This is a genomic window from Duganella sp. GW821-FHT07G03 (assembly GCF_059418605.1).
On record NZ_JBWKQE010000005.1, the window covers coordinates 260,157 to 281,593 of the forward strand.

Genomic DNA, 21,437 nt, shown 5'->3' on the forward strand with positions numbered 1-21,437 from the left:
TGCGCTGCCCGGCGAAAGCCCGTGTTTACGTGGTGTTTCCGGGAAAAAACGCGAAAAACACTTGCATACTCGGTAAATCACCACCAATATTAGCCGGTGCGATCAATTGCGCAATTTTCCATGTGTTCGTTAAGGAGGCTCGAAGATGGCAACAGCCAAAAAAACCCCAGCAGCAGCACCAGCTAAGAAAGCCGCCGCGAAACCGGCAGCCGCAAAAAAGGCAGCACCAGCAAAAGCAGCAGCCAAGCCAGCAGCAGTGAAAAAAGCAGCCGCACCGGCAGCACCGCGCAAACCGAACGCCGCCTTCATGAAAGCGATGACGCCATCGGCCACCTTGGCCGCCGTGGTTGGCGCCGCCCCGCTGCCACGCACCGAAGTCACCAAAAAAGTCTGGGATTACATCAAGAAGCTCGACCTGCAAGATCCGGCCAACCGCCGCATGATCAATGCCGACGACAAGCTGAAAGCTGTGTTCGGCGGCAAAGCACAAGTGTCCATGTTCGAAATGACCAAGCTCATTTCCGACCACCTGAAATAAGCGCAGCGGCCAGTACAGCCGCGCCGGGATGCCGTCCTCGCTCACGCGATGACGGCATTTTTTACGTGGGGGTCAAGTCTGACATTCGGACACGGCCTCTGCCGTATGCGCCGCTACGGCAGAGGCCGTGTCCGAATGTCAGACTTGACCCCCGCCTCTTTCCAGTTGTTCCAGGCCGAGAGCACGGCGTTCGGATATTCGGGCTTGCCGCGGCTGCCGTTGTAGCGGCCCAGCGCCAGGTAGAGGTTGCCCGACTCCATGTCGATGTACATGCGCAGGATGGCACAGCCGTAGCGCAGATTGGTCTGCATATTGAACAGCGCGCTGCGGTTGCGGTCGCCGATCACATTGGTCCAGAACGGCATCACCTGCATATAGCCGCGCGCGCCCACCATCGACACCGCGTATTTGCGGTAGGCCGATTCCACCTGGATCAGGCCCAGCACCATGCCCGGCTCCAGGCCGGCGCGCCGCGCCTCGTACCAGACGGTGGTCAGGAACTCGTTGCGGGTTTGCTCGTCGGGCAGCTTGCGCTTCAGGCGCGACGACAGCTGCGCCAGCCAGCCCTGGTAGCGCAGACGTTCGGTGTCGGTGCGGAAGCTCGGCTGCGGCGGGGTCGCATCCTTGATGGCGTTGGCCAGCGCCAGCCGAACCGAATCGGCCAGCGCTTCTTCCTTCTGGTTGCCGGCGTGGGCATGGCCGATGGCGCCGGCCAGCGCCAGCACCACCGCCCACCCGGCCAGCATAGGCTTCACGTTCACGCCGCCATTTTGCCTTTGATGAAGCTGACGATGTCGGCCACCGGCACGGCGGTCGCTTCGGTGTCGCGGCGGCCCTGGTATTCCAGGTTGCCTTCCTTCAGGCCGCGGTCGCCGATCACCACGCGGTGCGGCACGCCGATCAGCTCCCAGTCGGCGAACATGCCGCCCGGACGCAGGCCGCGGTCGTCGAGGATGACGTCGATGCCGGCCGCTTGCGCGTCGGCGTACAGCTGCTCGGTCGCTTGCTTGACCGCCTCGCTGCGGTCCATGCCCATCGGGCACAGCACCAGCTCGAACGGCGCCAGCGAGGTCGGCCAGATGATGCCCTTGTCGTCGAAGTTCTGCTCGATCGCCGCGCCCAGGATGCGGGTCACGCCGATGCCGTAACAGCCCATCTGCAATGGCGCGGGCTTGCCGTTCTCGTCGAGGAAGGTGGCCTTCATCGCTTCCGAATACGCGGTGCCCAGCTGGAACACGTGGCCCACCTCGATGCCGCGTTCGATCGCCAGCACGCCCTTGCCGTCCGGCGAGGCGTCGCCCGCCACCACGTTGCGCAGGTCGGCCACGATGGTCGGCTCGGCCACGTCGCGGCCCCAGTTGGCGCCGGTGTAGTGGAAGCCGGCGTCGTTGGCGCCGCACACGAAGTCGGCCATGTTGGCGACGGTGCGGTCGGCCACCACGGTGACCGGGGCCTTGGTGCCGATCGGGCCCAGGTAGCCAGGAACGCAGCCGTACACTTCCAGCAGTTCCGCCTCGGTCGAGAAGCGGTGCGCCGCCAGGCCCGGCACCTTGCCGACCTTGACTTCGTTCAGCTCATGGTCGCCGCGCAGCAGCAACATGAAATACTGTTTAGCTACTTTGCCGTCGGTCTCGGTTTCCACCGTCAGCGCGATGGTCTTCACCGTCTGCGACAGCTCCAGCTTGAGCAGCTCGGCCACCGCTTCGCACTTGGTGGCGTTCGGAGTCGAGGTCTTGCTCAGGGCCTGGGCCGCGGCCGGACGGGCGACGGCCAGCGGCAGCGCTTCGGCCGCTTCCATATTGGCGGCGTAGTCCGAGGTCTCGCAATACACGATGGCGTCCTCGCCGGTGCTGGCGATGACATGGAATTCGTGCGAACCAGTGCCGCCGATGGCGCCGTTGTCGGCCGCCACGGCGCGGAACTTCAGGCCGAAGCGGGTGAAGATCGCCACATAGGCGTCAAACATGACTTGGTACGACGCTTGCAGGCCGGCCAGGTCGCGGTCGAAGGAGTAGGCGTCCTTCATGGTGAACTCGCGGCCGCGCATCAGGCCGAAACGGGGACGGCGTTCGTCGCGGAATTTGGTCTGAATGTGGTAAAAATTCAACGGAAGCTGCCGGTAGGATTTAATTTCCGACCGCACCACATCGGTGATGACTTCTTCCGAAGTGGGCTGGATCGCGAAATCGCGGCCGTGACGGTCCTTCACGCGCATCAGCTCCGGACCCATCTTGTCCCAGCGTCCGGTCTCCTGCCAGAGCTCGGCCGGCTGCACCAAAGGCATCAGCAGCTCAATGGCGGCGGCCTTGTTCATCTCTTCGCGGACGATGGCCTCGACTTTGCGGATGACGCGCAAGCCCATCGGCATGTAGGTATAAATGCCCGAACCGAGGCGTTTGATCATGCCGGCGCGCATCATCAACTGATGGCTGACGATCTCTGCGTCGGACGGCGCTTCTTTAAGCGTGGAAATAAAAAATCGTGAGGCGCGCATACGGTGAATTCTTTTTAAAAAGAGAGAGTTATAATCAACCTAATTTTAAAGGATTAGCTGGCTGATGCGTCCATACTTTATACAAATGCGTTCAATTGATGCCTCTCCGGCCGTTTTCGTACCCCGAAAACCCAGCCGTAGCGCGGTTTTGTGGGCAAAAATATAAGCAGGGAGCTCGGTCGCAGAAAGTTTGAGGTGCAAAATGCTCGATCGTGAAGGGTTTCGGCCCAACGTCGGCATCATCCTGCTAAACGCCCAGAACGAGGTGTGGTGGGGCAAGCGGGTGCGCGAGCACTCATGGCAATTTCCGCAAGGCGGCATCAAGTACGGAGAAACGCCGGAACAGGCGATGTATCGGGAGCTGGAAGAAGAGATCGGATTACGGGCAGAACACGTCAAAATCGTCGGCCGCACGCGCGATTGGCTGCGTTACGAAGTGCCCGACCACTTCATCAAGCGCGAGATTCGCGGCCATTACCGTGGCCAGAAGCAGATTTGGTTCCTGCTGCGCATGTGCGCCCGCGACAACGACGTCAACCTGCGCCTGACCGACCATCCCGAATTCGACGCCTGGCGCTGGCACGACTACTGGGTGCCGCTGGACGTGGTGATCGAATTCAAGCGCGACGTCTACCAGCGCGCCTTGCAGGAGCTGTCGCGCTTCCTGACCTGGCCGGCCAACGGCCACGAGCGCCGGCACCACGGTTCGCGCTATCTGCGCCAGCCGCACCCGCCGCGGCCGAATCCGGAAGCGCCGGGTTCGACCTGCGGCACGGAGGCGCCGGCCGAAGCGGCCGTGGTCGCAGAGCCGCAAAAGAAGATCGGTTAAATAGAACGGGACAGTCTGACTGTCCCGTTTTTTTTGCGGCGCAGCTTAGCTTCAGACGATGCGGCAAGCCTCGTCGAACGCCAGGCGCGGCGCGCGCGGACGCAGCTTGGCGGGATCGCCGTAGCCGAGGTTGCACAGGAAGTTGGACTTGAGCGCGCTGCCGGCGAAGAAGGCCTGGTCCACCTTGGCGTTGTCGAAGCCGGACATCGGTCCGCAGTCGAGGCCGATGGCGCGCGCCGCCAGGATCAGATAGCCGCCTTGCAGCGACGAGTTGCGGAAGGCGGTGGCCTGGATCGCCGCGTCGTTGCCGGCGAACCAGGAGCGGGCATCGACCGCCGGCGACAGCTGCGGCAGCTTCTCATAGAACTCCAGGTCCATGCCGACGATGACGGTGACCGGCGCCGCCATGGTCTTCTCGGCATTGCCGGCCGACAGCGCCGGCAGCAGCCGGGCCTTGGCTTCCGGCGAGCGCACGAACACCAGCCGCGCCGGCGAACCGTTGGCCGAGGTCGGCGCCCATTTCATCAGGTCGTACAGCAGCTCCAGCTGGGCGTCGCTGACGGCGCGGTCCAGCCAGCCGTTGTGGGTGCGGGCGTTGTAGAACAGGGTGTCGAGGGCGGTTTGATTGAGCATGGTTGATCCATCAAGTTTAAGGAATTGCTATTGTGGCGCGGGGCCACAGTACACATTGTAGCCAGCGGGTACAATGGCGCCATGTTTAATCCATCTTCCGACGACGTGCGCCGCTTCTTTTGCGAGACCTTCCGCAAGCAGCGCGCCAACGAAATCCTGACGCCGCTTGAAACCATGGCGGCCGACTGGGTGCGCCACCATCCCGAATATCACGACGTGCTGAGCGACGTCGACGCCGCGCTCGCGCGCGACTACTCGGTCGAAGGCGCGCAAGCCAATCCGTTTTTGCATTTGTCTATGCACCTGTCGATCGACGAGCAGATCTCGATCGACCAGCCGCGCGGCATCCGCGACGCCGCCACCGCGCTCACGCTCAAGCTCGACGACGCCCACGCGGCGCAACATGAAATCATGGAATGCCTGGGCGAGATGATCTGGAACGCCCAGCGCAACGGCACGCCGCCCGACGGCGAGGCCTACATCGAAGCGATCAAGCGCCGCATCAAATAAGGCGGGGGTCAAGTCTGACATTCGGACACGAACTCTACCGTAGCGGCCGCTACGGCAGAGTTCGTGTCCGAATGTCAGACTTGACCCCCGTGATTTTTTGCCTGGTTTAGCGGTGGACGGCCAGCGTGCCCGGCAGGCTGTGCAGGTAGGCCGCCAGGTCCTTGATGTCCTGGTTGCTCAGCGGCTTGACCTGGCCGGTCATGATCGCGTTGTTGCGGCCGTTGGCGCCGTCGCCGCGCTTGTAGGCAGTCAAGGCGTGCTCCAGATAGTCCTTGTGCTGGCCCGCCAGCTTCGGATAGCTGGGGTCGATCGGGGTGTTGAAATCCTTGCCGTGGCAGGCGAAGCAGCTGTACTTGTCGGCCAGCGCCTTGCCAGCGTCGATATTGCCGCCAGCCATGGCGGAGAAGGAAACGGCGGAGCAGAACAGCGCGGTGATCAGTTTTTTCATGTCGTCGGTCCTCATTTCGCGGCGGTGGCGGTGGCGGTCTGCTGCGAATAGAACGCGGCGACGTCGGCGATGTCCTGGTCCGTCAGGCTGCCGGCGATCCCTTTCATCGACGGATGCTTGCGGTCACCCTTTTGATACGCCTTCAACGCACCCTCGATGTACTTGGCCGACTGGCCGCCTATCATCGGCACCTGGAACACTTCCGGGAACGTGGCCTTGTAGCCGGGAATGCCGTGGCAACCTATGCACATTTCAATCTTGGCCTTGGCGTTCTGGGCGTTGCCCACGATGTCGGCCGCCGTGGCGAATTGGGCGAGGCCTGCGAGCACGAGGAGTGCGGTGATTTTTTTCATGGTATTTGCAAGGTAAGTAATCGGATACTACCGCGGATGCAAAACTTGACTTTTGCACTATTAACCTGCGATTCTAACTCAAGACTTTCGGCTACGCCACAGGGAATCATTGCCGCAACAACACACTGTCAAGCCCGGGCGGCCGAGTACTCCCTCTAACGAACTCCCCTATACTCTGACTTATCCCCTTCTTTTTGAGATCGACACGCATGCACGCCAAACAACGCTTTGAAGGTTCCGACCAGTACGTCGCGACCAGTGACCTGAAACTGGCCGTGAATGCGGCTTTGACGCTGCAGCGCCCGCTGCTGATCAAGGGCGAGCCGGGCACCGGCAAGACCATGCTGGCCGAGGAGGTGGCGGCCGCGCTGAACATGCCGCTGATGCAGTGGCATATCAAGTCCACCACCAAGGCCCAACAGGGACTGTACGAATATGACGCAGTGTCGCGTTTGCGCGACTCCCAGCTGGGCGACGAGCGCGTGCGCGACATCCACAACTACATCGTCAAGGGCGTGCTGTGGCAAGCCTTCACCGCGCCCGAGCCGGTGGTGCTGCTGATCGACGAGATCGACAAGGCCGACATCGAGTTCCCCAACGACCTGCTGCGCGAGCTCGACCGCATGGAGTTCTACGTCTACGAAACCCGTGAAATGGTGCAGGCCAAGCACCGCCCGCTGGTCATCATCACCTCCAACAACGAGAAGGAGCTGCCGGACGCCTTCCTGCGCCGCTGCTTCTTCCACTACATCAAGTTCCCGGACCGCGACACGATGGAGCAGATCGTCGCGGTCCACTACCCGAATTTGAAGAAGGAATTGCTGGCGCAGGCGCTGCAAACCTTCTACGAGGTGCGCGACGTGCCGGGCCTGAAGAAAAAGCCGTCGACCTCGGAATTCCTCGATTGGCTCAAGCTGCTGCTGGCCGAGGACATCCCGGCCGAGGCGCTGCGCAGCAAGGACGCCAAGGCCATCGTGCCGCCGCTGCACGGCGCGCTGCTCAAGAACGAGCAGGACGTGCACCTGTTCGAGCGCCTGGTGGCCATGAACCGGGCCAACCGCTGATGCACCAGCTCGCCCGCCCCGCCGCCCCGATCGCTCCCGTCACGCTGGAACTGCACGGCGTGCGCCTGGAACCGCTGGCCCCGCAGCACGCCGACGGCCTGCGCGCGGCCGCCCACGACGGCCAGCTGTGGAAGCTGCGCGTGACCTCGGTGCCCGAGCCGGAACAGGTCGAGGCCTACATCGCCACCGCGCTGGAAATGCGGCCGGCGCGGCTGGCGTTCGCCGTGGTCGAGGTCGCCAGCGGCGCCGTCATCGGCACCACCAGCTACCACGACATCGTGCCGGCCATCGCCCGGCTGGAGATCGGTTATACCTGGTATGCGCAAAGCCGCCAGCGCAGCCACGTCAACACCACCTGCAAGCTGCTGTTGATGACGCACGCCTTCGAAACCCTGGGCGCGGCGCTGGTGGGCCTGCGCACCGACAATTTCAACTTCGCCTCGCAGGCGGCCATCGAGCGCCTCGGCGCCAAGCAGGACGGCGTGCTGCGCCACCACCAGCTGCGCCGCGACGGCACCGTGCGCGACAGCGTGATGTACAGCATCGCCGCCGGCGAATGGCCGGAGATCAAGGCGCAACTGCGCTACAAGCTGGCGCAACACGGGACGAGCTGACATGCTGATCGATTTCTTCTTCACCCTCAAGGACGCCAAGATCCCGGTCACGATCAAGGAGTTCCTGACCCTGCTCGAGGCGATGCAGCAGAACGTCATCGACGCCTCGATGGACGACTTCTACTACCTGTCGCGCCTGACCCTGGTCAAGGACGAGGCCCACTTCGACAAGTTCGACCGCGCCTTCGCCCAGTACTTCAAGGGCATCAACGCCGCCTTCGAGACCAACAGCGCGATCCCGCTGGACTGGCTGATCAAGCGCATGCAGCGCGAGCTGAGCGAGGAGCAGAAGGCCCAGCTGGAGAAATTCGGCTACGACAAGCTGATGGACCGGCTCAACGAGCTGCTCAAGGAACAAAAGGAGCGCCACGAAGGCGGCAGCAAGTGGATAGGCACCGGCGGCACCTCGCCGTTCGGCAACGGCGGCACCAATCCCGAAGGCGTGCGCATCGGCGGCAAGGGCGGCAACCGCACCGCGGTCAAGGTGTGGGAGGCGCGCGCCTACAAGGACTACGATGGCGAACGCGAGATCGGCACCCGCAACATCAAGGTGGCGCTGCGCCGGCTGCGCAAGTTCGCGCGCCAGGGCGCCGAGGACGAACTGGCGCTCGACGCCACCATCCGCGCCACCGCCAACAACGCCGGCTTCCTCGACATCCGGATGCAGCCCGAGCGCAAGAACAACATCAAGGTGCTGATGCTGTTCGACGTCGGCGGCACCATGGACGACCACATCGAGCGCACCGAGGAGTTGTTCTCGGCCGCCAAGACCGAATTCAAGAACATGGAGTTCTTCTACTTCCACAACTGCGTGTACGACTATATGTGGAAGAACAACCGCCGCCGCAATTCGGAGCGTTTCCCGACCTGGGACATCCTGCGCAAATACCCGCCGGACACCAAGCTGATCTTCGTCGGCGACGCCACCATGAGCCCCTACGAGGTGCTGCAGCCGGGCGGCTCGGTCGAGTACAACAACGAGGAGGCCGGCAGCGCCTGGCTGGCGCGCTTCACCAGCGCCTTCCCCAAGTTCGCCTGGCTCAATCCGGAGCCGGAGGGCGTGTGGCAGTACCGGCAGTCGATCGCCATCATCCGCCAACTGATGAACGAGCGCATGTTCCCGCTGACCATGGACGGCCTGGAGCGCGCCATGCGCACGCTGAGCAAATAAGCGGGAAACACAAGTGTTTCCCACGTAAAACAATGTAAAGAGTGCCCGCTACAATTTTAAACAAATATTAACTTGCCATCGTATCGTACGACGTTTAGCCTGTCTTTTCTTTATGCTGTAGGCCCTCTCCCCGCCCACAAAGACCGCACGTTTTTATGTTACGCACAAAAAAAATTCAACTGCGCCTGCGCCGCCTGGCGCGCCACGCCAGCAGCCGCCTGATCTTCGCCGGCCTGCTGGCGCTGGAGGCGCTGATCTTCCTGCTCGACGTCGACACCGGCGCCAGCATCTCCTACTCGCCCTTCCTGGTGGCGCCGACCGCGCTGGCGGCCTGGCTGCTGGGGCGGCGCGCGGCGCTGTTGTTTGTCGTCCTGTCCAGCCTGGCCCGCGTGTTCGACTACGCCACCACGCGCGGCCAGCACGACGGCCCTTCCCTGCTGTTGTACGAGTTCCTGCAAAGCGCGCTGCTGTACGCCATCGTCGCACTGCTGGCGCTCTACCTGCGCGGCCGGCGCGACGCGCTGCTGCGCCATGCGCGCAAGGTGCGCGACGCCGCCCGCCGCGAACGCCACCGGCGCATCCTCGATTCGGCCATCCGGCGCGCGATCCCGGAAGACGTGGCCGCGATCATCCGACTGACCAACTCGGGCGGAGAGAGCGGCGGCTTCGACCAGGCCGTCACCGACAGCGTGCGCCAGGCCACGCTGGCCGCCACCTTCACCGCCGGCATCGTCGACGGCGCCGCGCTGCGCGACTTGTGGAGCGGCGGCCAGACCACGGTGCCGATCGAGTTCTGGGTCTGCGAAATCGACGCCAAGGTGGTCAGCTACATGATGATACTGGGGGTGGACGGGCAGAAAAGCATGCAACGAGAACTGCACGCGATGGTGGTCGAGGACAACTACCGCGGCCACGGCGTGGGCAGCCTGATGGTCGACTTCTTCTGCACGCATTACAAGCACCGCCGCCTGGTCTCGGCCTGCCGCGACGGTTCGGCCATGCTGCACATGCTGACCCGGCGCGGCTTCGCGTTGCTCACCCGCAGCGACCAAGGCTACCTGATCCTGGCGCGCGACTAAGCCTGCCGCGCGGCCTCAGGCCGGCAGTTGCAGGCGGTAGCCGACCGCCGTTTCGGTCAGCAGGTAGCGCGGCTGGGTGGGGTCGGCCTCCAGCTTGTGGCGCAGGTGGCCCATGTAGATGCGCAGGTAGTGGCCGTTCTCCGATTGCGACGGCCCCCACACGGCGCGCAGCAGTTGCGGGTTGCTCATCACGCGCCCGGCGTTGCCGACCAGGACCGCCAGCAGCCGGTATTCGGTCGGCGTCAAATGCACATGTTCGCCGCCGCGCGTGACGCGGCGGTTCTGCAAATCCACGGCGACGTCACCGAACTGGATCACGCCGGCGTGGTCGGCGGCCGGCTGGCGCTGGCGGCGCAGGGTGGCGCGCACCCGCGCCAGCAGCTCGCCCACGCCGAACGGCTTGGTCAGGTAATCGTCGGCGCCGGCGTCCAGCGCGCGGATCTTGTCGGCCTCGTTGACGCGCGCCGACAGCACGATCACCGGCACGCTGGACCACTTGCGCAGGTCGGTCATGAAGTCGATGCCGTCGCCGTCCGGCAGGCCAAGGTCGAGCACCACCAGGTCGGGCTTGCGGGTGCCGGCGTCGATCAGGCCGCGCTGCAAGGTGGCCGCCTCGTGCACCTGCCAGCCCTCCTCCTCCAGCGCGCTGCGCACGAAGCGGCGGATCTGCGGTTCGTCTTCCACCAGCAAGGCGGTGGGGGCGGTATCGGGGGTGCTCATAGTGTTCCTTCGGTTTCCGGTTCCGGCATGGCCGGCGGGCTGCCCAGCGCCAGCGTCATGACGAAGGCGGCGCCGCCCAGCGGCGATGGCGCCGCGTGAATGCGGCCGCCGTGCGCCTCGACGATGGCGCGGCAGATCGCCAGCCCCAGTCCCACGCCCGGCTTGGCCGACTCGCGCTCGCCGCGGGTGAATTTTTCAAACACGGCTTCTTCGCGCCCGTGCGGCAGGCCCGGACCGTCATCATAAACCATGACGTCGATCCAGGCGCCGCGCAGCGCGGCGGCGATCTCGATGCGCGAGCCCGGCGGCGTGTACTTGGCGGCGTTCTCGAGCAGGTTGCACAGCACCCGCTCGATCAGCACGGCGTCAAAGCTGAGCAAGGGCAGCCCGGCCGGCAGGTGGGTGCGCAGCGTGTGCCCCTGCAGCAGCGAGCCGCTGGCGCGCAGCGCGCTGCCGACCACCTCTTCCAGCGCCTGCCATTGCAGGTTGAACTTGACCTCGCCGCTCTGGATGCGCGCCATGTCGAGCAGGTTGGACACCAGGGCGCTCATGCGCAGCGCCTCGTCGTGCAGCAGGGTCGCCGTCTCCAGCTGGGCCGGCGCCAGCGCCGGCCGCGAGCCGGCCAGCGATTCGGACAGGCCCACCAGCGACGTCAACGGCGTGCGCAGGTCGTGCGACAGCGCCGCCAGCAGCGAGTTGCGCAGCCGCTCGGACTCCATGTTGACCAGCGCGTTCTGCGCCACCTCGATGTAGTGCACGCGCTCGAGCGCGATCGCGGCCAGCGCGGCGAAGGTGTCGAGCTGCTGGCGCTGCTCCGGGATCAGCATCCAGCGCCGGTACTCGGGCTCGATCGCCAGCACGCCGCGGGTGCGCATCGGCGCCACCAGCGGCAGGTAGAAGATGCGGCTGGCCGGCAAGGTGTCGGTGCCCAGGCCGGCGCCCTCGGCGCGGTCGAACGCCCATTGGGCGATGCCGATGTCGAGCACCATGCGGTGGCTGCGGGCGCCGGCGTCGGCCTCGCGCGGCGCGGCGGCCGGCGCCAGCAGGCGGCCGGCGTCGTCCGGCACCAGCAGCGTGGCGCGGGCGCGGAAGGCGCGCTGGATGAAGCCTTGCGTGATCTCGAAGATCTGCTCGGTCTGCAGCGCGCCCGACAGCTCGCGGGCGAACTCGTACAGCGCGCGCGAGCGCTTCTCGCGGTGCGAGGCCACGCGCGCCTGGAAGCGCAGGTCGGCCGTCAGGTGGCCGGTGATCAGTCCCACCGCCAGCATGACGACAAAGGTGACCAGGTACTGCAAGTCCGACACCGCGAAGGTGAAGCGCGGCGGCACGAAGAAGAAATCGAAGCAGGCCACGCTGACGCAGGTGGCCACCACCGACGGCCCGCGCCCGAAGCGCACCGCCACCAGCACCACCACCAGCAGGAACAGCATGGCGATGTTGGCCAGGTCGAGGTAGGCCAGCAAGGGCGTGGCCAGCAGCGCGGTGGCGACGCTGGCGCCGCTGGCGGCCACGTAGCCGAGCGCGCGCCTGCGCGCCTGCGCCGGATCCGGCTCGCCGTCCGGGCCGGCGTCGGCGGCGCTGCCGGCGTGGCCGGCGCTGGCGCTGGCGGCGTCGGCGCCGCGCGCGGCCGGCGCGGCCTCCTTGCTGGGCGCGCCGATCTCGACCAGGTCGATGTCGGGCCCGTAGCGCGCCAGGCGCTTGATGTGCGGCGCGCGCCACGGCCAGGTCGGGTGGGCGCGGCCCACCACGATCTTCGACAGGTTGTGGTTGCGCGCATACTCCACGGCGGCCAGCGCGATGTCGTGGCCGGACACCACGGCGGTGCTCGCGCCCAGGTCTTCGGCCAGCTTCAGGGTCTTGAGGATGCGCTCGCGCTGGACGGCCGGCAGCCGTTGCAGCGACGGCGTTTCGATGTAGATCGCGTGCCAGCCGGTACCCAGCTGGCTGGCCAGGCGCGCCGTGCTGCGCACCGTGTGCTCGCCGCCCGCGCGCGGGCCGACGCAGGCCAGCAGCGCGGCGCCGGTCTTCCAGATGTCGCCGATCGACTGCTCGACGCGGTAGGCGCGCACGTCGTCCTCGATGCGGTCGGCGGTGCGGCGCAGCGCCAGCTCGCGCAGCGCGATCAGGTTACCCTTGCGGAAAAAATTCCTGGAGGCGCGCTCGGCCTGCTGCTCCTTGTACACCTTGCCGCTCTTGAGACGGGCCAGCAGTTCGTCGGCCGGAATGTCGACCAGCACCACCTCGTCGGCCTGGTCGAACACGGTGTCGGGCACGGTCTCGCCGACGCGGATGCCGGTGATGCCGCCGACCACGTCGTTCAGGCTTTCCAGGTGCTGCACGTTGACCGTGCTGAGTACGTCGATGCCGGCGTCCAGCAGTTCCTCGACATCCTGCCAGCGCTTGGGATGGCGCGAGCCGGGCGCGTTCGAATGCGCCAGCTCGTCCATCAGGATCAGCGGCGGCCGGCGTGCCAGCGCGCCGTCGATGTCGAATTCGGCGAGCTGCTTGCCGCGGTGGGCGACCTGCCTGAGCGGCAGCACGTCCAGTCCCTCCAGCATGGCCGCGGTCTCGCTGCGGCCATGGGTTTCGATCACGCCGACCAGCACCGGCTGGCCGTCGGCCTGCAGCTTGCGGGCGGCGGCCAGCATGGCGTAGGTCTTGCCGACGCCGGCCGAGGCGCCGAAGTAGATGCGCAGCTTGCCGCGCGCCGCCTTGCGTTCCTGGGCCTGCACCTGGGCCAGCAAGGCGTCCGGATCGGGGCGTTCTTTATCGTTGGGGAACATGTGGTATCGCTAAACCTTGGGCTGAACACGCTGATTTAGCGAGTATGCGCACTTTCCGCGTCCAGCGCCAGATTCAGCGCCAGCACATTGACCCGCGGCTCGCCGAAGAAGCCCAGCGTCTGCGACTGGCGCTGGGCGTCGATCAGGGCCTGGACCCTGGCCGGGGCCAGCTGGCGGACGGCGGCGATGCGCGCCAGCTGGTACTGGGCGCCGGCCACGCTGAGCTCGGGATCGACGCCGCTGGCCGAGGCCGTGACCAGGTCGACCGGGATCGCCAGCCGGTTGGGCTGGCCTTGCGGCTCGGCCGCCTTGAGGGCGTCGATGCGGCCCTTGACGGCGTCGTTCTGGGCCGGGTTCAGCGGACCGAGGTTGCTGCCGCCGGAATTGGCGGCGTTGTTGGGCATCGGGCCGGTGGCCGACGGGCGGCCCCAGAAGTACTTGGGCGACGAGAAGGACTGGCCGATCAGCGAGGAGCCGATCGCCTTGCCGTTCACTTCGATGATGCTGCCGGCGGCCTGGGCCGGGAAGGCGACGGTGCCGACGCCGGTCACGGCCAGCGGATACAGCACGCCGCAGATCACGGTCAGGGCGCCGAACAGCACCAGGGCGGGACGAATTTGGGATGTCATGATGGCTCTCCTAGTTAGACGAGATGGAACATGGTCAGCACCACGTCGATCAGTTTGATGCCGGCGAACGGCAGCACCAGGCCGCCCACGCCATACACCCAGATGTTACGGCGCAGCAGCGCGGCGGCGCCGATGGCGCGGTAGCGCACGCCCTTCAGGGCCAGCGGGATCAGGAACACGATGATCAGCGCGTTGAAGATCACGGCCGACATGATGGCCGAGTTCGGGCTGCTCAGGTGCATGACGTCGAGCGCCTTGAGCGCCGGGAAGGTGCCCACGAAGGCCGCCGGGATGATGGCGAAGTACTTGGCGACGTCGTTGGCGATCGAGAAGGTGGTCAGCGAACCGCGCGTCATCAGCATCTGCTTGCCGATCTCGACGATCTCGAGCAGCTTGGTCGGGTTCGAATCGAGGTCGACCATGTTGCCGGCCTCTTTCGCGGCCTGGGTGCCCGAGTTCATCGCCACGGCGACGTCGGCCTGGGCCAGCGCCGGCGCGTCGTTGGTGCCGTCGCCGGTCATGGCGACCAGCCGGCCTTCGGACTGGTAGCTGCGGATCAGCTTGAGCTTGTCCTCCGGCGTGGCCTCGGCCAGGAAGTCGTCCACGCCGGCCTCGGCGGCGATGGCGGCGGCGGTCAGCTTGTTGTCGCCGGTGATCATCACGGTCTTGATGCCCATGCGGCGCAGCTCGGCGAAACGCTCCTTGATGCCGCCCTTGACGATGTCCTTCAGTTCGACCACGCCCATCACCCGGCCGGCGTCGACCACCACCAGCGGCGTGCTGCCGCGGCGCGAGACGTCGTCGACGGCGCGCGCCACTTCCACCGGATACGGCTGGCCCATCGCCTCCACGTACTGGCGCACGGTGTCGGCCGCGCCCTTGCGGACGTGGCGGTCGCCGAGATCGACGCCGCTCATGCGGGTCTGCGCGGTGAACGGCACGAACACCGCGTGCAGCGCCGCCATCTCGCGTTCGCGGATGTTGAACTTCTGCTTGGCCAGCACCACGATGCTGCGGCCTTCCGGGGTTTCGTCGGCCAGCGAGGCCAGTTGCGCGACGTCGGCCAGCTGCTGCTCGGTCACGCCGGGGGCGGCGTAGAAGGCCGAGGCCTGGCGGTTGCCCAAGGTGATGGTGCCGGTCTTGTCGAGCAACAGCACGTCGACGTCGCCGGCCGCCTCCACCGCGCGGCCGGAGGTGGCGATCACGTTGGCTTGCATCATGCGGCTCATACCGGCCACGCCGATGGCCGACAGCAGGCCGCCGATGGTGGTCGGGATCAGGCACACCAGCAGCGCGATCAGCACGGTGATGCTGATCGGCGTGCCCGATTTGGCCGCCTCCACCGAGAACAGCGAGAACGGCAGCAGCGTCACGGTCACCACCAGGAACACGATGGTCAGCGCCACCAGCAGGATGGTCAGGGCGATCTCGTTCGGGGTCTTCTGGCGCTTGGCGCCCTCCACCATCGAGATCATGCGGTCGAGGAAGGTCTCGCCCGGATTGGCTGTGACCTTGATCACCAGCCAGTCCGACAGCACCCGGGTGCCGCCCGTGACGGACGAAAAGTCGCCGCCCGATTCGCGGATCACCGGCGCCGATTCGCCGGTGATGGCGCTTTCGTCGACCGAGGCCACGCCTTCGATCACTTCGCCGTCGATGGGGATCACGTCGCCCGCTTCGACCAGCACGAAGTGTCCCTTGCGCAGGTCGGCGGCCGACTGCGGCAGCCAGGTGGTGCCGTGCTTGGGCGAGGCCAGCTTCTTGGCCGTGACCGACTGCTTCAGGCTGCGCAGCGAGGCCGCCTGCGCCTTGCTGCGGCCCTCGGCCAGCGCCTCGGCGAAGTTGGCGAACAACACCGTGAACCACAGCCAGATGCTGGTGGCGAGGATGAAGCCGGGCGCGGCTTCGCCCTGGCCGTACAGCGCCTGGATGTACAGCAGCGTGGTGATGATGCTGCCGACGTAGACCACGAACATGACCGGGCTGCGCAGCTGCACGCGCGGGCTCAGTTTGCGGAACGAATCGACGATGGCCGGCACCAGCAGTTCCGAGTCGAACAGCTTGAGTTTTTGCGCTGGCGGATTGGACAACAGCGTCATCTCTTTTTGAGTGGCTTGTGACATGATGATTCCTTATTTGGCAAACAGCTGCAGGTGTTCGACCACAGGGCCGAGCGCCAGCGCCGGTACGTAATTGAGCACGCCGACCAGGGCGACCACGCCGACCAGCAGGCCGACGAAGATCGGGCCGTGGGTGGGCAAGGTGCCGGAGTTGACTTCCAGGCGCTGCTTGCCGGCCAGCGAACCGGCGATCGCCAGGATCGGCACGATCACGCCGAAGCGGCCAAACCACATGGCGATGGCCAGCATGGTGTTGTAGAACGGCGTATTGGCGGACAGGCCACCGAAGGCGCTGCCGTTGTTGTTGGCGGCCGAGCTGAACGCGTACAGGATCTCCGAGAAGCCGTGCGCGCCGGGATTGAGGATGCCCGCCTTGCCGTCGGCGCACATGACGGCGATGGCGGTGCCGGTCAGCACCAGGGTCGGCGTGACCAGGATGGCGATCGAGGTCATCTTCATTTCATAGGCCTGGATCTTCTTGCCCAGGTATTCGGGCGTGCGGCCTATCATCAGGCCGGCGATGAACACCGCCATGATGGCGAAGATCAGCATGCCGTACAGGCCGGAGCCGACGCCGCCGAAGATCACTTCGCCGAACTGCATCAGCAGCATCGGGATCATGCCGCCGATCGGCATGAAGGAATCGTGCCAGGCGTTGACCGCGCCGCACGAGGCGGCCGTGGTCACCGCCGCGAACAAGGTGGTGGCGCTGATGCCGAAACGCGCTTCCTTGCCTTCCATATTGCCGCCCGGTTGCAGCGCGTTCATGGCCTGGTCGACGCCCATCGCCTGCAGCGCGGGGTGGGCTTGCTGCTCGGCGCCCATCACCGCGACGGTGCACGCCACGAACAGCAAGGTCATGGCGGCCAGCACGGCCCAGCCCTGGCGCTGGTCGCCGACCATGCGGCCGAAGGCGAAGCACAGGCCGGCCGGGATCAGGAAGATGGACAGCATCTGCGCGAAGTTGGTCAGCGCGGTCGGGTTCTCGTAGGGATGGGCCGAGTTGGCGTTGAAGAAGCCGCCGCCGTTGGTGCCCAACATCTTGATCGCTTCCTGCGAGGCGACCGGTCCCATGGCGATACTCTGGGTCGAGGTGGTCAGCGTTTCGGTGACTGCTTCGCCCTTGGCGTCCTTGAGCGGCTGGCCGTCGGCGCCGACTTTCGGCTGGGTGTAGGTGACGGGGTCCATCAGGGCCACGTCCTTGTAGGCCGAGAAGTTCTGGATCGCGCCCTGGCCCACCAGGAAGATGGCGAAGATGAACGACAGCGGCAGCAGCACGTACAGGGTGGAGCGGGTGACGTCGACCCAGAAATTGCCGATCGATTTGACCGAGCGCGACGAGAAGCCGCGGATCAGCGCATAGGCCACGGCGATGCCGGTGGCGGCCGAGAAGAAGTTCTGGGCGGCCAGCACCAGCATCTGGGTCAGGTAGCTCATGGTCGTCTCGCCGCCGTAGCCCTGCCAGTTGGTGTTGGCGACGAAACTGACGGCGGTGTTGAACGAGGAATCGGGGCTGACGTTACCCAGGCCCTGGGGATTGAGCGGCAGGTACAGCTGCACCCGTTGCAGGCCGTAGGTCGCCAGCGCGCCCAGGCCGTTAAACAGCATCAGCGCGATGGCGTAGGCCTTCCAGTTCTGGCCTTCGGTCTTGCCATCCTTGCCGGCGATGCCGGCGGCGCGGTACAGCAGGGATTCGATCTTGCCCAGCCAGCCCAGGCCGGGGACGGCGCCGCCGTCGCCGACGCGGGCCAGCAGGATGCCCAGTGGGTAGGACAGCGCCAGCAGCGCGGCCAGGAACACCACCAGCAGGATGATGGATTGGGTAGTCATTACAGGTCCTCCGCTTTCAACAAGGCCACCACCAGGTAGACCAGCAGGCCGGCCGCAGCCAAGGCCCCGATCAGGTAAAAGGTGTTCATTGCTTACCTCCTAACTTGTCGCAACCGATGGCAAACGCCACCGTCACGGCAAAGAAGACCACCAATGCACCGATAAATACTATGTCCATCACACCCCTCACAGGTCTTGTTTTTGATACTCGAAAGGTTAGCGGCTAGGGTCTAAAGATTGTGTAAAGACTTGGGGGCGGGGTGTAAACAAGATGTAAAAATGGCCGGTATTTACGTTTTATATACACGCGCGGCCCGACTATTTAGAACATTTTTACGGGGGCAGGAATACGCTTTTTCTGTCGCAACTACCTGAAGAAAACATGCTTACCTCCCTACACGGCATCTGGGTGCCGCTGGTCACCCCCATGCATCATGGTGAAATCGATCTACCCCGTTTACAGAACCTGGCCGCCGACCTGATAGACCAGGGCGTGCACGGCCTGGTGGTGTGCGGCACCACCGGCGAGGCGCCGCAGCTGGACCTGGCCGAACAGGGCGCGGCGCTGGCCGCCGTGCTGGAGGCGGCGCACAAGCGCTGCCCGGTGCTGATGGGCATAGGCGGCAGCGACACCTACGCCGCCGCCAGCCGCGTGCTGCAATTCGACGACATGGACCTGGCCGGCTACCTGGTGTCGACGCCGGCCTATGTGCGCCCTTCGCAGGAGGGCCTGGTGCGGCACTTCGAAACCATCGCCGCCTCGACCGGGCGTCCCATCGTGCTGTACAACGTGCCGGCGCGCACCGGCGTCAACCTGGAGCTGGCCACCGCCAGCCGGCTGGCCGAGCGGCCGCAGTTCGCCGCCATCAAGGAAGCCGGCGGCCGGCTGCGCCAGATCACCGACCTGGTCGAACACACGCCGCTGTCGGTGCTGTGCGGCGACGACGCGCTGCTGCTGTCCGCGTTGTGCAGCGGCGCCCACGGCGCCATCTCGGCTTCGGCCCACATCCGCGTCGACTTGTTCGTGCAGCTGTATGAACTGGTCGAGGAGCAGCGTCTGCCCGAGGCGCGCGAGCTGTTCGCCAGGCTGCAAAGCCTGATCCAGCTGATGTTCTCGGAACCCAACCCGGCGCCGCTGAAGGCCGCGCTGGCGATGCAGGGCGTGCTGCGCGAAGAACTGCGCCTGCCCATGACGCCGGCCACCACCGGCTGCAAGGCGCGCATCGCGACCATGCTGGAAGCGCTGGACGATGTTCCCTTTTACGCTTCGGCGGAGGTCATATGATCGTCGCCCTCACTGGCATGGACGGCAACGCCACCGTCTCCGACCTGGCCGAAGACCTGGCGATGCTGCGGGTGGCGGCCGGCAGCAGGGTGCTGCTGGTCAGCCCCAACCCCGGCGCCTACGATCCGCATCTGTACGACGACCTGGTGATCGACGCCTCCGACCGCGACGCCGACGCGGCGCTGGCCCGCGCGGCCGTCATCGTGGCGCTGGTGCGCCCGGCCGAAATAGAACAAGGCCGCCACGCCGACTTCCTGACCCGGCTTCGACGTGCGCAAGAGCTCAATCCTTGCGCCCGCGTGCTGGTGACCGTGGCGCACGGCAGCAAGCCGCTGACGCCGCACCAGACCGGATGCCTGCTGGTGTTCGTCGCGCAAATCCCCGGCGCGCGCCTGGCCGACACGCTGGAACTCGACCAGCGCGGCACCTACCATTCCCACCACAGCGAACTGGAACTGGACTCGCGCAAGACGGCCTATGTGCTGTGCGCCCCGGAAGTGCGCCATCTCTACAGCGAAGTATTCCGCGGCGGCGGCGCCAAGGCTTACACATGGGGGTCGCCCTAAAATCGGTTTTTACTAAGCGCTGCTAACCACTGCTGCGGTGTTTAGCGGCGTTTAGTTCCGAAATATCGCGGACTCGCACGAAATATCGATGGTTAGCATTGGGTAGTAGTGGTTATCGCGTTTTAGTAACAGTCGAAAAAACAGGCCCCGCCCTCCGCATACCTAACGTCGCGGGCAAAAAAGAAAAGGGGCGCGCGCAACGCGCCGCCCCTTTGAAGACCGGATGCTAGACCGATCAGAACACTTTGCTGATGGTCAGCTGCAGCGCGGTCTTGCCCAGGAATTTGCCGTTGGCCGGCGAAGCGTAGGCGGTTTTATCGGCGTTGGTGCCGATCACCGCCAGCGCGCCGGTCACCACGCCGAAGTCCTTGGTGGCGCCGATTTTCCAGTCGCTATAGCTGGCCGCGCCGTTGTGCTTGACGTTCTGGTGGCCGGCATGCAGGTTGACGGTGTAGCCCTCGCCCGCCTCGATGTTGGCGCCCAAGTCCAGATAGCCGCTGTTCTTGCTGTCGACAAAACCAAACAGATTCGTCACCGAGTGCGAATACTTGATATAAGCCGGGCCATAACCCAGCTGGCCATACACCTCGGTGGTGTTGGCGTTGGCGAAGCCGCTGACGTGCGACAGGTCGTTCGACGGGTAGACATAGGTCAGCACGCCCACGTCGTAGGACACATCGGCGCTGATCTGGCCGCGTTTGCCGGCGTAGATATCCCACTCGATGTCGCCGCTGCCGCCGGCGTCCTTGGTCCATTTGATGGTCGACAGCCAGGTGCCGGCGTAGAAGCCGGTCGGGTTGTTGGTGTAGTCAAAGCCGCCTTGCAGGGCTGGTTTCAGGCGCGTCTGCGAAATGCCGCGATAGCGGTAGTCGCTGATCACCGCGGCGTTGAAGCTGGTCTCATTATCCGGCTTGGCGGCCGGCGCTGCATCCTCGGCGTAAGCCTGCGTGCCCGTGAAAGCAGCGACGACGGCTGCGGCGAGTATCAATTTCTTCATGATGCGGTCTTTCTGTTGGTGGTTAGATCAAGTGGTAAAAACATCAAACGGTAAAAACTTCGCGGTACAGGGCGTCCATATCGGCCGGCGCCTGTCCGTGGATAACGGTGCTGGCCAGCGTGGCCGACATCACCTGTGCCACATAGGCGCGCACCGCGGCGCGCTCGGACTCCGTGGGTTCGCCGGCGCCGCCGACCAGCACAAACAGCACGTGCAAGCCGGGATTGAACATGCGCGCGGCATTCAAACGGGCGATCAGCTGGTAGCGGGTCGACAGGTCGGCCTGGTCCGGCTTCAGCGGCACCACCGCCAGCCGCGCGGCGGCCAGCGCGGCCCGGCTCTCGGCGCTGTCGCGGCCCTCGGTATCGACCAGCACCGCCGCGCCGTCGTGCCGCCTGGCGGCCGTCACGATCATGCAGCGCCCCGCGCCCTGAAGCTGAAGCGGCCGAATTCGGCGCCGGGCAATGCCTGCATCACCGCCTCCATCACCCGCGCCACCAGCGATTCGCCCACGCACAGCCACACTTTCATGCGGGCGCCGTGTTCGCAGGCCTCGATGCGCATGAACTCCAGCGCGTCGCCGCAAATGCGCATCACCATCTGGCGCAGCGCCGTCACGGCGCTGGTGTCGACGGTCAGCTGCATCACGCAGGCCGGCGCCGTTTTGCGATAGTCGGTGGCCCAAATCGAGCGGCGCTGGGCCGCCCTGGTATGGAAGAAAGCATGCATATCGAACCCCTGGATTGATCGTTGCGATACAAAACAGCTTATCGA

The 21,437-nt window shown here is 65.4% G+C and carries 23 protein-coding genes; 9 read left to right on the forward strand and 14 right to left on the reverse strand.

The window, feature by feature from the left end:
- The first annotated feature begins 145 nt into the window (after positions 1 to 145).
- The gene (locus tag AC07OK_RS09840; protein WP_116991652.1) at positions 146 to 538 is read left to right on the forward strand and encodes an SWIB/MDM2 domain-containing protein; all 393 of its coding nucleotides are present in this window, start codon (positions 146 to 148) and stop codon (positions 536 to 538) included.
- A gap of 113 nt (positions 539 to 651) precedes the next feature.
- On the opposite strand, the gene AC07OK_RS09845 is transcribed toward AC07OK_RS09840, so the two are convergent.
- Positions 652 to 1,284, reverse strand: coding sequence for a lytic transglycosylase domain-containing protein (locus tag AC07OK_RS09845; RefSeq protein WP_494690167.1), 633 nt, complete (start codon positions 1,282 to 1,284; stop codon positions 652 to 654).
- A gap of 11 nt (positions 1,285 to 1,295) precedes the next feature.
- Positions 1,296 to 3,032 carry a proline--tRNA ligase gene (locus AC07OK_RS09850; RefSeq protein WP_494690138.1) on the reverse strand — a complete coding sequence of 579 codons (1,737 nt, stop codon included), beginning with the start codon at positions 3,030 to 3,032 and terminating at the stop codon, positions 1,296 to 1,298.
- A 202-nt stretch (positions 3,033 to 3,234) separates the two neighbouring features.
- Here AC07OK_RS09850 and AC07OK_RS09855 point away from each other — a divergent pair, with 202 nt between their 5' ends.
- Entirely contained in the window at positions 3,235 to 3,861 is a 627-nt protein-coding gene (locus AC07OK_RS09855) for an RNA pyrophosphohydrolase (protein ID WP_494690139.1), read from the forward strand.
- 51 nt (positions 3,862 to 3,912) lie between these two features.
- Here AC07OK_RS09855 and AC07OK_RS09860 read toward each other — a convergent pair whose 3' ends face one another.
- On the reverse strand, positions 3,913 to 4,494 hold the full coding sequence (locus AC07OK_RS09860) for a malonic semialdehyde reductase (RefSeq protein WP_494690140.1): 582 nt from the start codon (positions 4,492 to 4,494) through the stop codon (positions 3,913 to 3,915).
- Between the two features lie 81 nt (positions 4,495 to 4,575).
- On the opposite strand from AC07OK_RS09860, the gene AC07OK_RS09865 reads away from it, so the two are divergent.
- The gene (locus AC07OK_RS09865) at positions 4,576 to 5,004 is read left to right on the forward strand and encodes a DUF1841 family protein (protein WP_494690141.1); all 429 of its coding nucleotides are present in this window, start codon (positions 4,576 to 4,578) and stop codon (positions 5,002 to 5,004) included.
- Positions 5,005 to 5,110: 106 nt separating this feature from the next.
- Here AC07OK_RS09865 and AC07OK_RS09870 read toward each other — a convergent pair whose 3' ends face one another.
- Both AC07OK_RS09870 and AC07OK_RS09875 read right to left on the reverse strand, forming a co-directional pair.
- Complete coding sequence (locus AC07OK_RS09870) at positions 5,111 to 5,452, reverse strand: c-type cytochrome (protein ID WP_026334048.1); 342 nt, start codon at positions 5,450 to 5,452, stop codon at positions 5,111 to 5,113.
- 11 nt (positions 5,453 to 5,463) lie between these two features.
- Complete coding sequence (locus tag AC07OK_RS09875) at positions 5,464 to 5,805, reverse strand: c-type cytochrome (RefSeq protein ID WP_494690142.1); 342 nt, start codon at positions 5,803 to 5,805, stop codon at positions 5,464 to 5,466.
- A gap of 209 nt (positions 5,806 to 6,014) precedes the next feature.
- On the opposite strand from AC07OK_RS09875, the gene AC07OK_RS09880 reads away from it, so the two are divergent.
- From AC07OK_RS09880 to AC07OK_RS09895, 4 genes are all read left to right on the forward strand, one after another.
- Positions 6,015 to 6,869, forward strand: coding sequence for an AAA family ATPase (locus AC07OK_RS09880; protein ID WP_217940928.1), 855 nt, complete (start codon positions 6,015 to 6,017; stop codon positions 6,867 to 6,869).
- Positions 6,869 to 7,483, forward strand: a complete 615-nt coding sequence (locus AC07OK_RS09885) for a GNAT family N-acetyltransferase (protein WP_494690143.1) — start codon at positions 6,869 to 6,871, stop codon at positions 7,481 to 7,483. The genes AC07OK_RS09880 and AC07OK_RS09885 overlap by 1 nt, the downstream gene beginning before the upstream one ends.
- 1 nt (position 7,484) lies before the next feature.
- On the forward strand, positions 7,485 to 8,654 hold the full coding sequence (locus AC07OK_RS09890) for a vWA domain-containing protein (RefSeq protein ID WP_494690144.1): 1,170 nt from the start codon (positions 7,485 to 7,487) through the stop codon (positions 8,652 to 8,654).
- A gap of 155 nt (positions 8,655 to 8,809) precedes the next feature.
- The gene (locus AC07OK_RS09895) at positions 8,810 to 9,733 is read left to right on the forward strand and encodes a GNAT family N-acetyltransferase (protein WP_494690145.1); all 924 of its coding nucleotides are present in this window, start codon (positions 8,810 to 8,812) and stop codon (positions 9,731 to 9,733) included.
- A 15-nt stretch (positions 9,734 to 9,748) separates the two neighbouring features.
- Here the strand turns inward: AC07OK_RS09895 and kdpE are convergent, their stop codons facing one another.
- Genes kdpE through AC07OK_RS09925 form a run of 6 tightly spaced genes read right to left on the reverse strand, consistent with a single transcriptional unit; the run spans position 9,749 to position 17,904 of the window.
- Complete coding sequence (kdpE, locus tag AC07OK_RS09900; protein WP_494690146.1) at positions 9,749 to 10,453, reverse strand: two-component system response regulator KdpE; 705 nt, start codon at positions 10,451 to 10,453, stop codon at positions 9,749 to 9,751.
- Positions 10,450 to 13,236: a two-component system sensor histidine kinase KdpD gene (kdpD, locus tag AC07OK_RS09905; RefSeq protein WP_494690147.1), complete on the reverse strand. Its 2,787-nt coding sequence runs from the start codon at positions 13,234 to 13,236 to the stop codon at positions 10,450 to 10,452. Before kdpD ends, kdpE begins: the two co-directional genes overlap by 4 nt.
- Before the next feature lie 35 nt (positions 13,237 to 13,271).
- Positions 13,272 to 13,865: a potassium-transporting ATPase subunit KdpC gene (kdpC, locus tag AC07OK_RS09910; protein ID WP_494690148.1), complete on the reverse strand. Its 594-nt coding sequence runs from the start codon at positions 13,863 to 13,865 to the stop codon at positions 13,272 to 13,274.
- A 14-nt stretch (positions 13,866 to 13,879) separates the two neighbouring features.
- Positions 13,880 to 15,988, reverse strand: coding sequence for a potassium-transporting ATPase subunit KdpB (gene kdpB, locus AC07OK_RS09915; RefSeq protein ID WP_494690149.1), 2,109 nt, complete (start codon positions 15,986 to 15,988; stop codon positions 13,880 to 13,882).
- 9 nt (positions 15,989 to 15,997) lie between these two features.
- A complete protein-coding gene (kdpA, locus tag AC07OK_RS09920) occupies positions 15,998 to 17,815 on the reverse strand; it encodes a potassium-transporting ATPase subunit KdpA (RefSeq protein ID WP_494690150.1) in 1,818 nt (605 codons plus the stop codon).
- Positions 17,815 to 17,904, reverse strand: coding sequence for a potassium-transporting ATPase subunit F (locus AC07OK_RS09925; protein WP_020701117.1), 90 nt, complete (start codon positions 17,902 to 17,904; stop codon positions 17,815 to 17,817). Before AC07OK_RS09925 ends, kdpA begins: the two co-directional genes overlap by 1 nt.
- A 293-nt stretch (positions 17,905 to 18,197) precedes the next feature.
- Here AC07OK_RS09925 and dapA point away from each other — a divergent pair, with 293 nt between their 5' ends.
- Together dapA and AC07OK_RS09935 are read left to right on the forward strand one after the other, a co-directional pair.
- Positions 18,198 to 19,100 (forward strand): 4-hydroxy-tetrahydrodipicolinate synthase, encoded by a 903-nt coding sequence (gene dapA / locus AC07OK_RS09930; RefSeq protein ID WP_494690151.1) that lies wholly within the window; start codon positions 18,198 to 18,200, stop codon positions 19,098 to 19,100.
- Positions 19,097 to 19,666: a hypothetical protein gene (locus AC07OK_RS09935; protein WP_494690152.1), complete on the forward strand. Its 570-nt coding sequence runs from the start codon at positions 19,097 to 19,099 to the stop codon at positions 19,664 to 19,666. The genes dapA and AC07OK_RS09935 overlap by 4 nt, the downstream gene beginning before the upstream one ends.
- Positions 19,667 to 19,901: 235 nt before the next feature.
- Here AC07OK_RS09935 and AC07OK_RS09940 read toward each other — a convergent pair whose 3' ends face one another.
- From AC07OK_RS09940 to AC07OK_RS09950, 3 genes are read right to left on the reverse strand one after another with little or no spacing between them, the layout of a single operon-like run.
- Positions 19,902 to 20,663: a TorF family putative porin gene (locus AC07OK_RS09940; RefSeq protein ID WP_494690153.1), complete on the reverse strand. Its 762-nt coding sequence runs from the start codon at positions 20,661 to 20,663 to the stop codon at positions 19,902 to 19,904.
- Between the two features lie 43 nt (positions 20,664 to 20,706).
- On the reverse strand, positions 20,707 to 21,078 hold the full coding sequence (locus AC07OK_RS09945; RefSeq protein WP_494690154.1) for a hypothetical protein: 372 nt from the start codon (positions 21,076 to 21,078) through the stop codon (positions 20,707 to 20,709).
- A complete protein-coding gene (locus AC07OK_RS09950) occupies positions 21,075 to 21,392 on the reverse strand; it encodes a hypothetical protein (RefSeq protein ID WP_494690155.1) in 318 nt (105 codons plus the stop codon). Before AC07OK_RS09950 ends, AC07OK_RS09945 begins: the two co-directional genes overlap by 4 nt.
- Between the last annotated feature and the right edge of the window lie 45 nt (positions 21,393 to 21,437).

Coding starts and splice junctions, on each gene's coding strand:
- AC07OK_RS09895 (WP_494690145.1), top strand. CDS start 8,810: ATGTTACGCACAAAAAAAATTCAACTGCGCCTGCGCCGCCTGGCGCGC.
- AC07OK_RS09850 (WP_494690138.1), bottom strand. CDS start 3,032: ATGCGCGCCTCACGATTTTTTATTTCCACGCTTAAAGAAGCGCCGTCC.
- AC07OK_RS09935 (WP_494690152.1), top strand. CDS start 19,097: ATGATCGTCGCCCTCACTGGCATGGACGGCAACGCCACCGTCTCCGAC.
- kdpC (WP_494690148.1), bottom strand. CDS start 13,865: ATGACATCCCAAATTCGTCCCGCCCTGGTGCTGTTCGGCGCCCTGACC.
- dapA (WP_494690151.1), top strand. CDS start 18,198: ATGCTTACCTCCCTACACGGCATCTGGGTGCCGCTGGTCACCCCCATG.
- AC07OK_RS09940 (WP_494690153.1), bottom strand. CDS start 20,663: ATGAAGAAATTGATACTCGCCGCAGCCGTCGTCGCTGCTTTCACGGGC.
- kdpB (WP_494690149.1), bottom strand. CDS start 15,988: ATGTCACAAGCCACTCAAAAAGAGATGACGCTGTTGTCCAATCCGCCA.
- kdpE (WP_494690146.1), bottom strand. CDS start 10,453: ATGAGCACCCCCGATACCGCCCCCACCGCCTTGCTGGTGGAAGACGAA.
- AC07OK_RS09845 (WP_494690167.1), bottom strand. CDS start 1,284: ATGCTGGCCGGGTGGGCGGTGGTGCTGGCGCTGGCCGGCGCCATCGGC.
- AC07OK_RS09945 (WP_494690154.1), bottom strand. CDS start 21,078: ATGATCGTGACGGCCGCCAGGCGGCACGACGGCGCGGCGGTGCTGGTC.
- AC07OK_RS09885 (WP_494690143.1), top strand. CDS start 6,869: ATGCACCAGCTCGCCCGCCCCGCCGCCCCGATCGCTCCCGTCACGCTG.
- AC07OK_RS09865 (WP_494690141.1), top strand. CDS start 4,576: ATGTTTAATCCATCTTCCGACGACGTGCGCCGCTTCTTTTGCGAGACC.
- AC07OK_RS09925 (WP_020701117.1), bottom strand. CDS start 17,904: ATGAACACCTTTTACCTGATCGGGGCCTTGGCTGCGGCCGGCCTGCTG.
- kdpA (WP_494690150.1), bottom strand. CDS start 17,815: ATGACTACCCAATCCATCATCCTGCTGGTGGTGTTCCTGGCCGCGCTG.
- AC07OK_RS09870 (WP_026334048.1), bottom strand. CDS start 5,452: ATGAAAAAACTGATCACCGCGCTGTTCTGCTCCGCCGTTTCCTTCTCC.
- AC07OK_RS09875 (WP_494690142.1), bottom strand. CDS start 5,805: ATGAAAAAAATCACCGCACTCCTCGTGCTCGCAGGCCTCGCCCAATTC.
- AC07OK_RS09890 (WP_494690144.1), top strand. CDS start 7,485: ATGCTGATCGATTTCTTCTTCACCCTCAAGGACGCCAAGATCCCGGTC.
- AC07OK_RS09950 (WP_494690155.1), bottom strand. CDS start 21,392: ATGCATGCTTTCTTCCATACCAGGGCGGCCCAGCGCCGCTCGATTTGG.
- AC07OK_RS09855 (WP_494690139.1), top strand. CDS start 3,235: ATGCTCGATCGTGAAGGGTTTCGGCCCAACGTCGGCATCATCCTGCTA.
- AC07OK_RS09860 (WP_494690140.1), bottom strand. CDS start 4,494: ATGCTCAATCAAACCGCCCTCGACACCCTGTTCTACAACGCCCGCACC.
- AC07OK_RS09840 (WP_116991652.1), top strand. CDS start 146: ATGGCAACAGCCAAAAAAACCCCAGCAGCAGCACCAGCTAAGAAAGCC.
- AC07OK_RS09880 (WP_217940928.1), top strand. CDS start 6,015: ATGCACGCCAAACAACGCTTTGAAGGTTCCGACCAGTACGTCGCGACC.
- kdpD (WP_494690147.1), bottom strand. CDS start 13,236: ATGTTCCCCAACGATAAAGAACGCCCCGATCCGGACGCCTTGCTGGCC.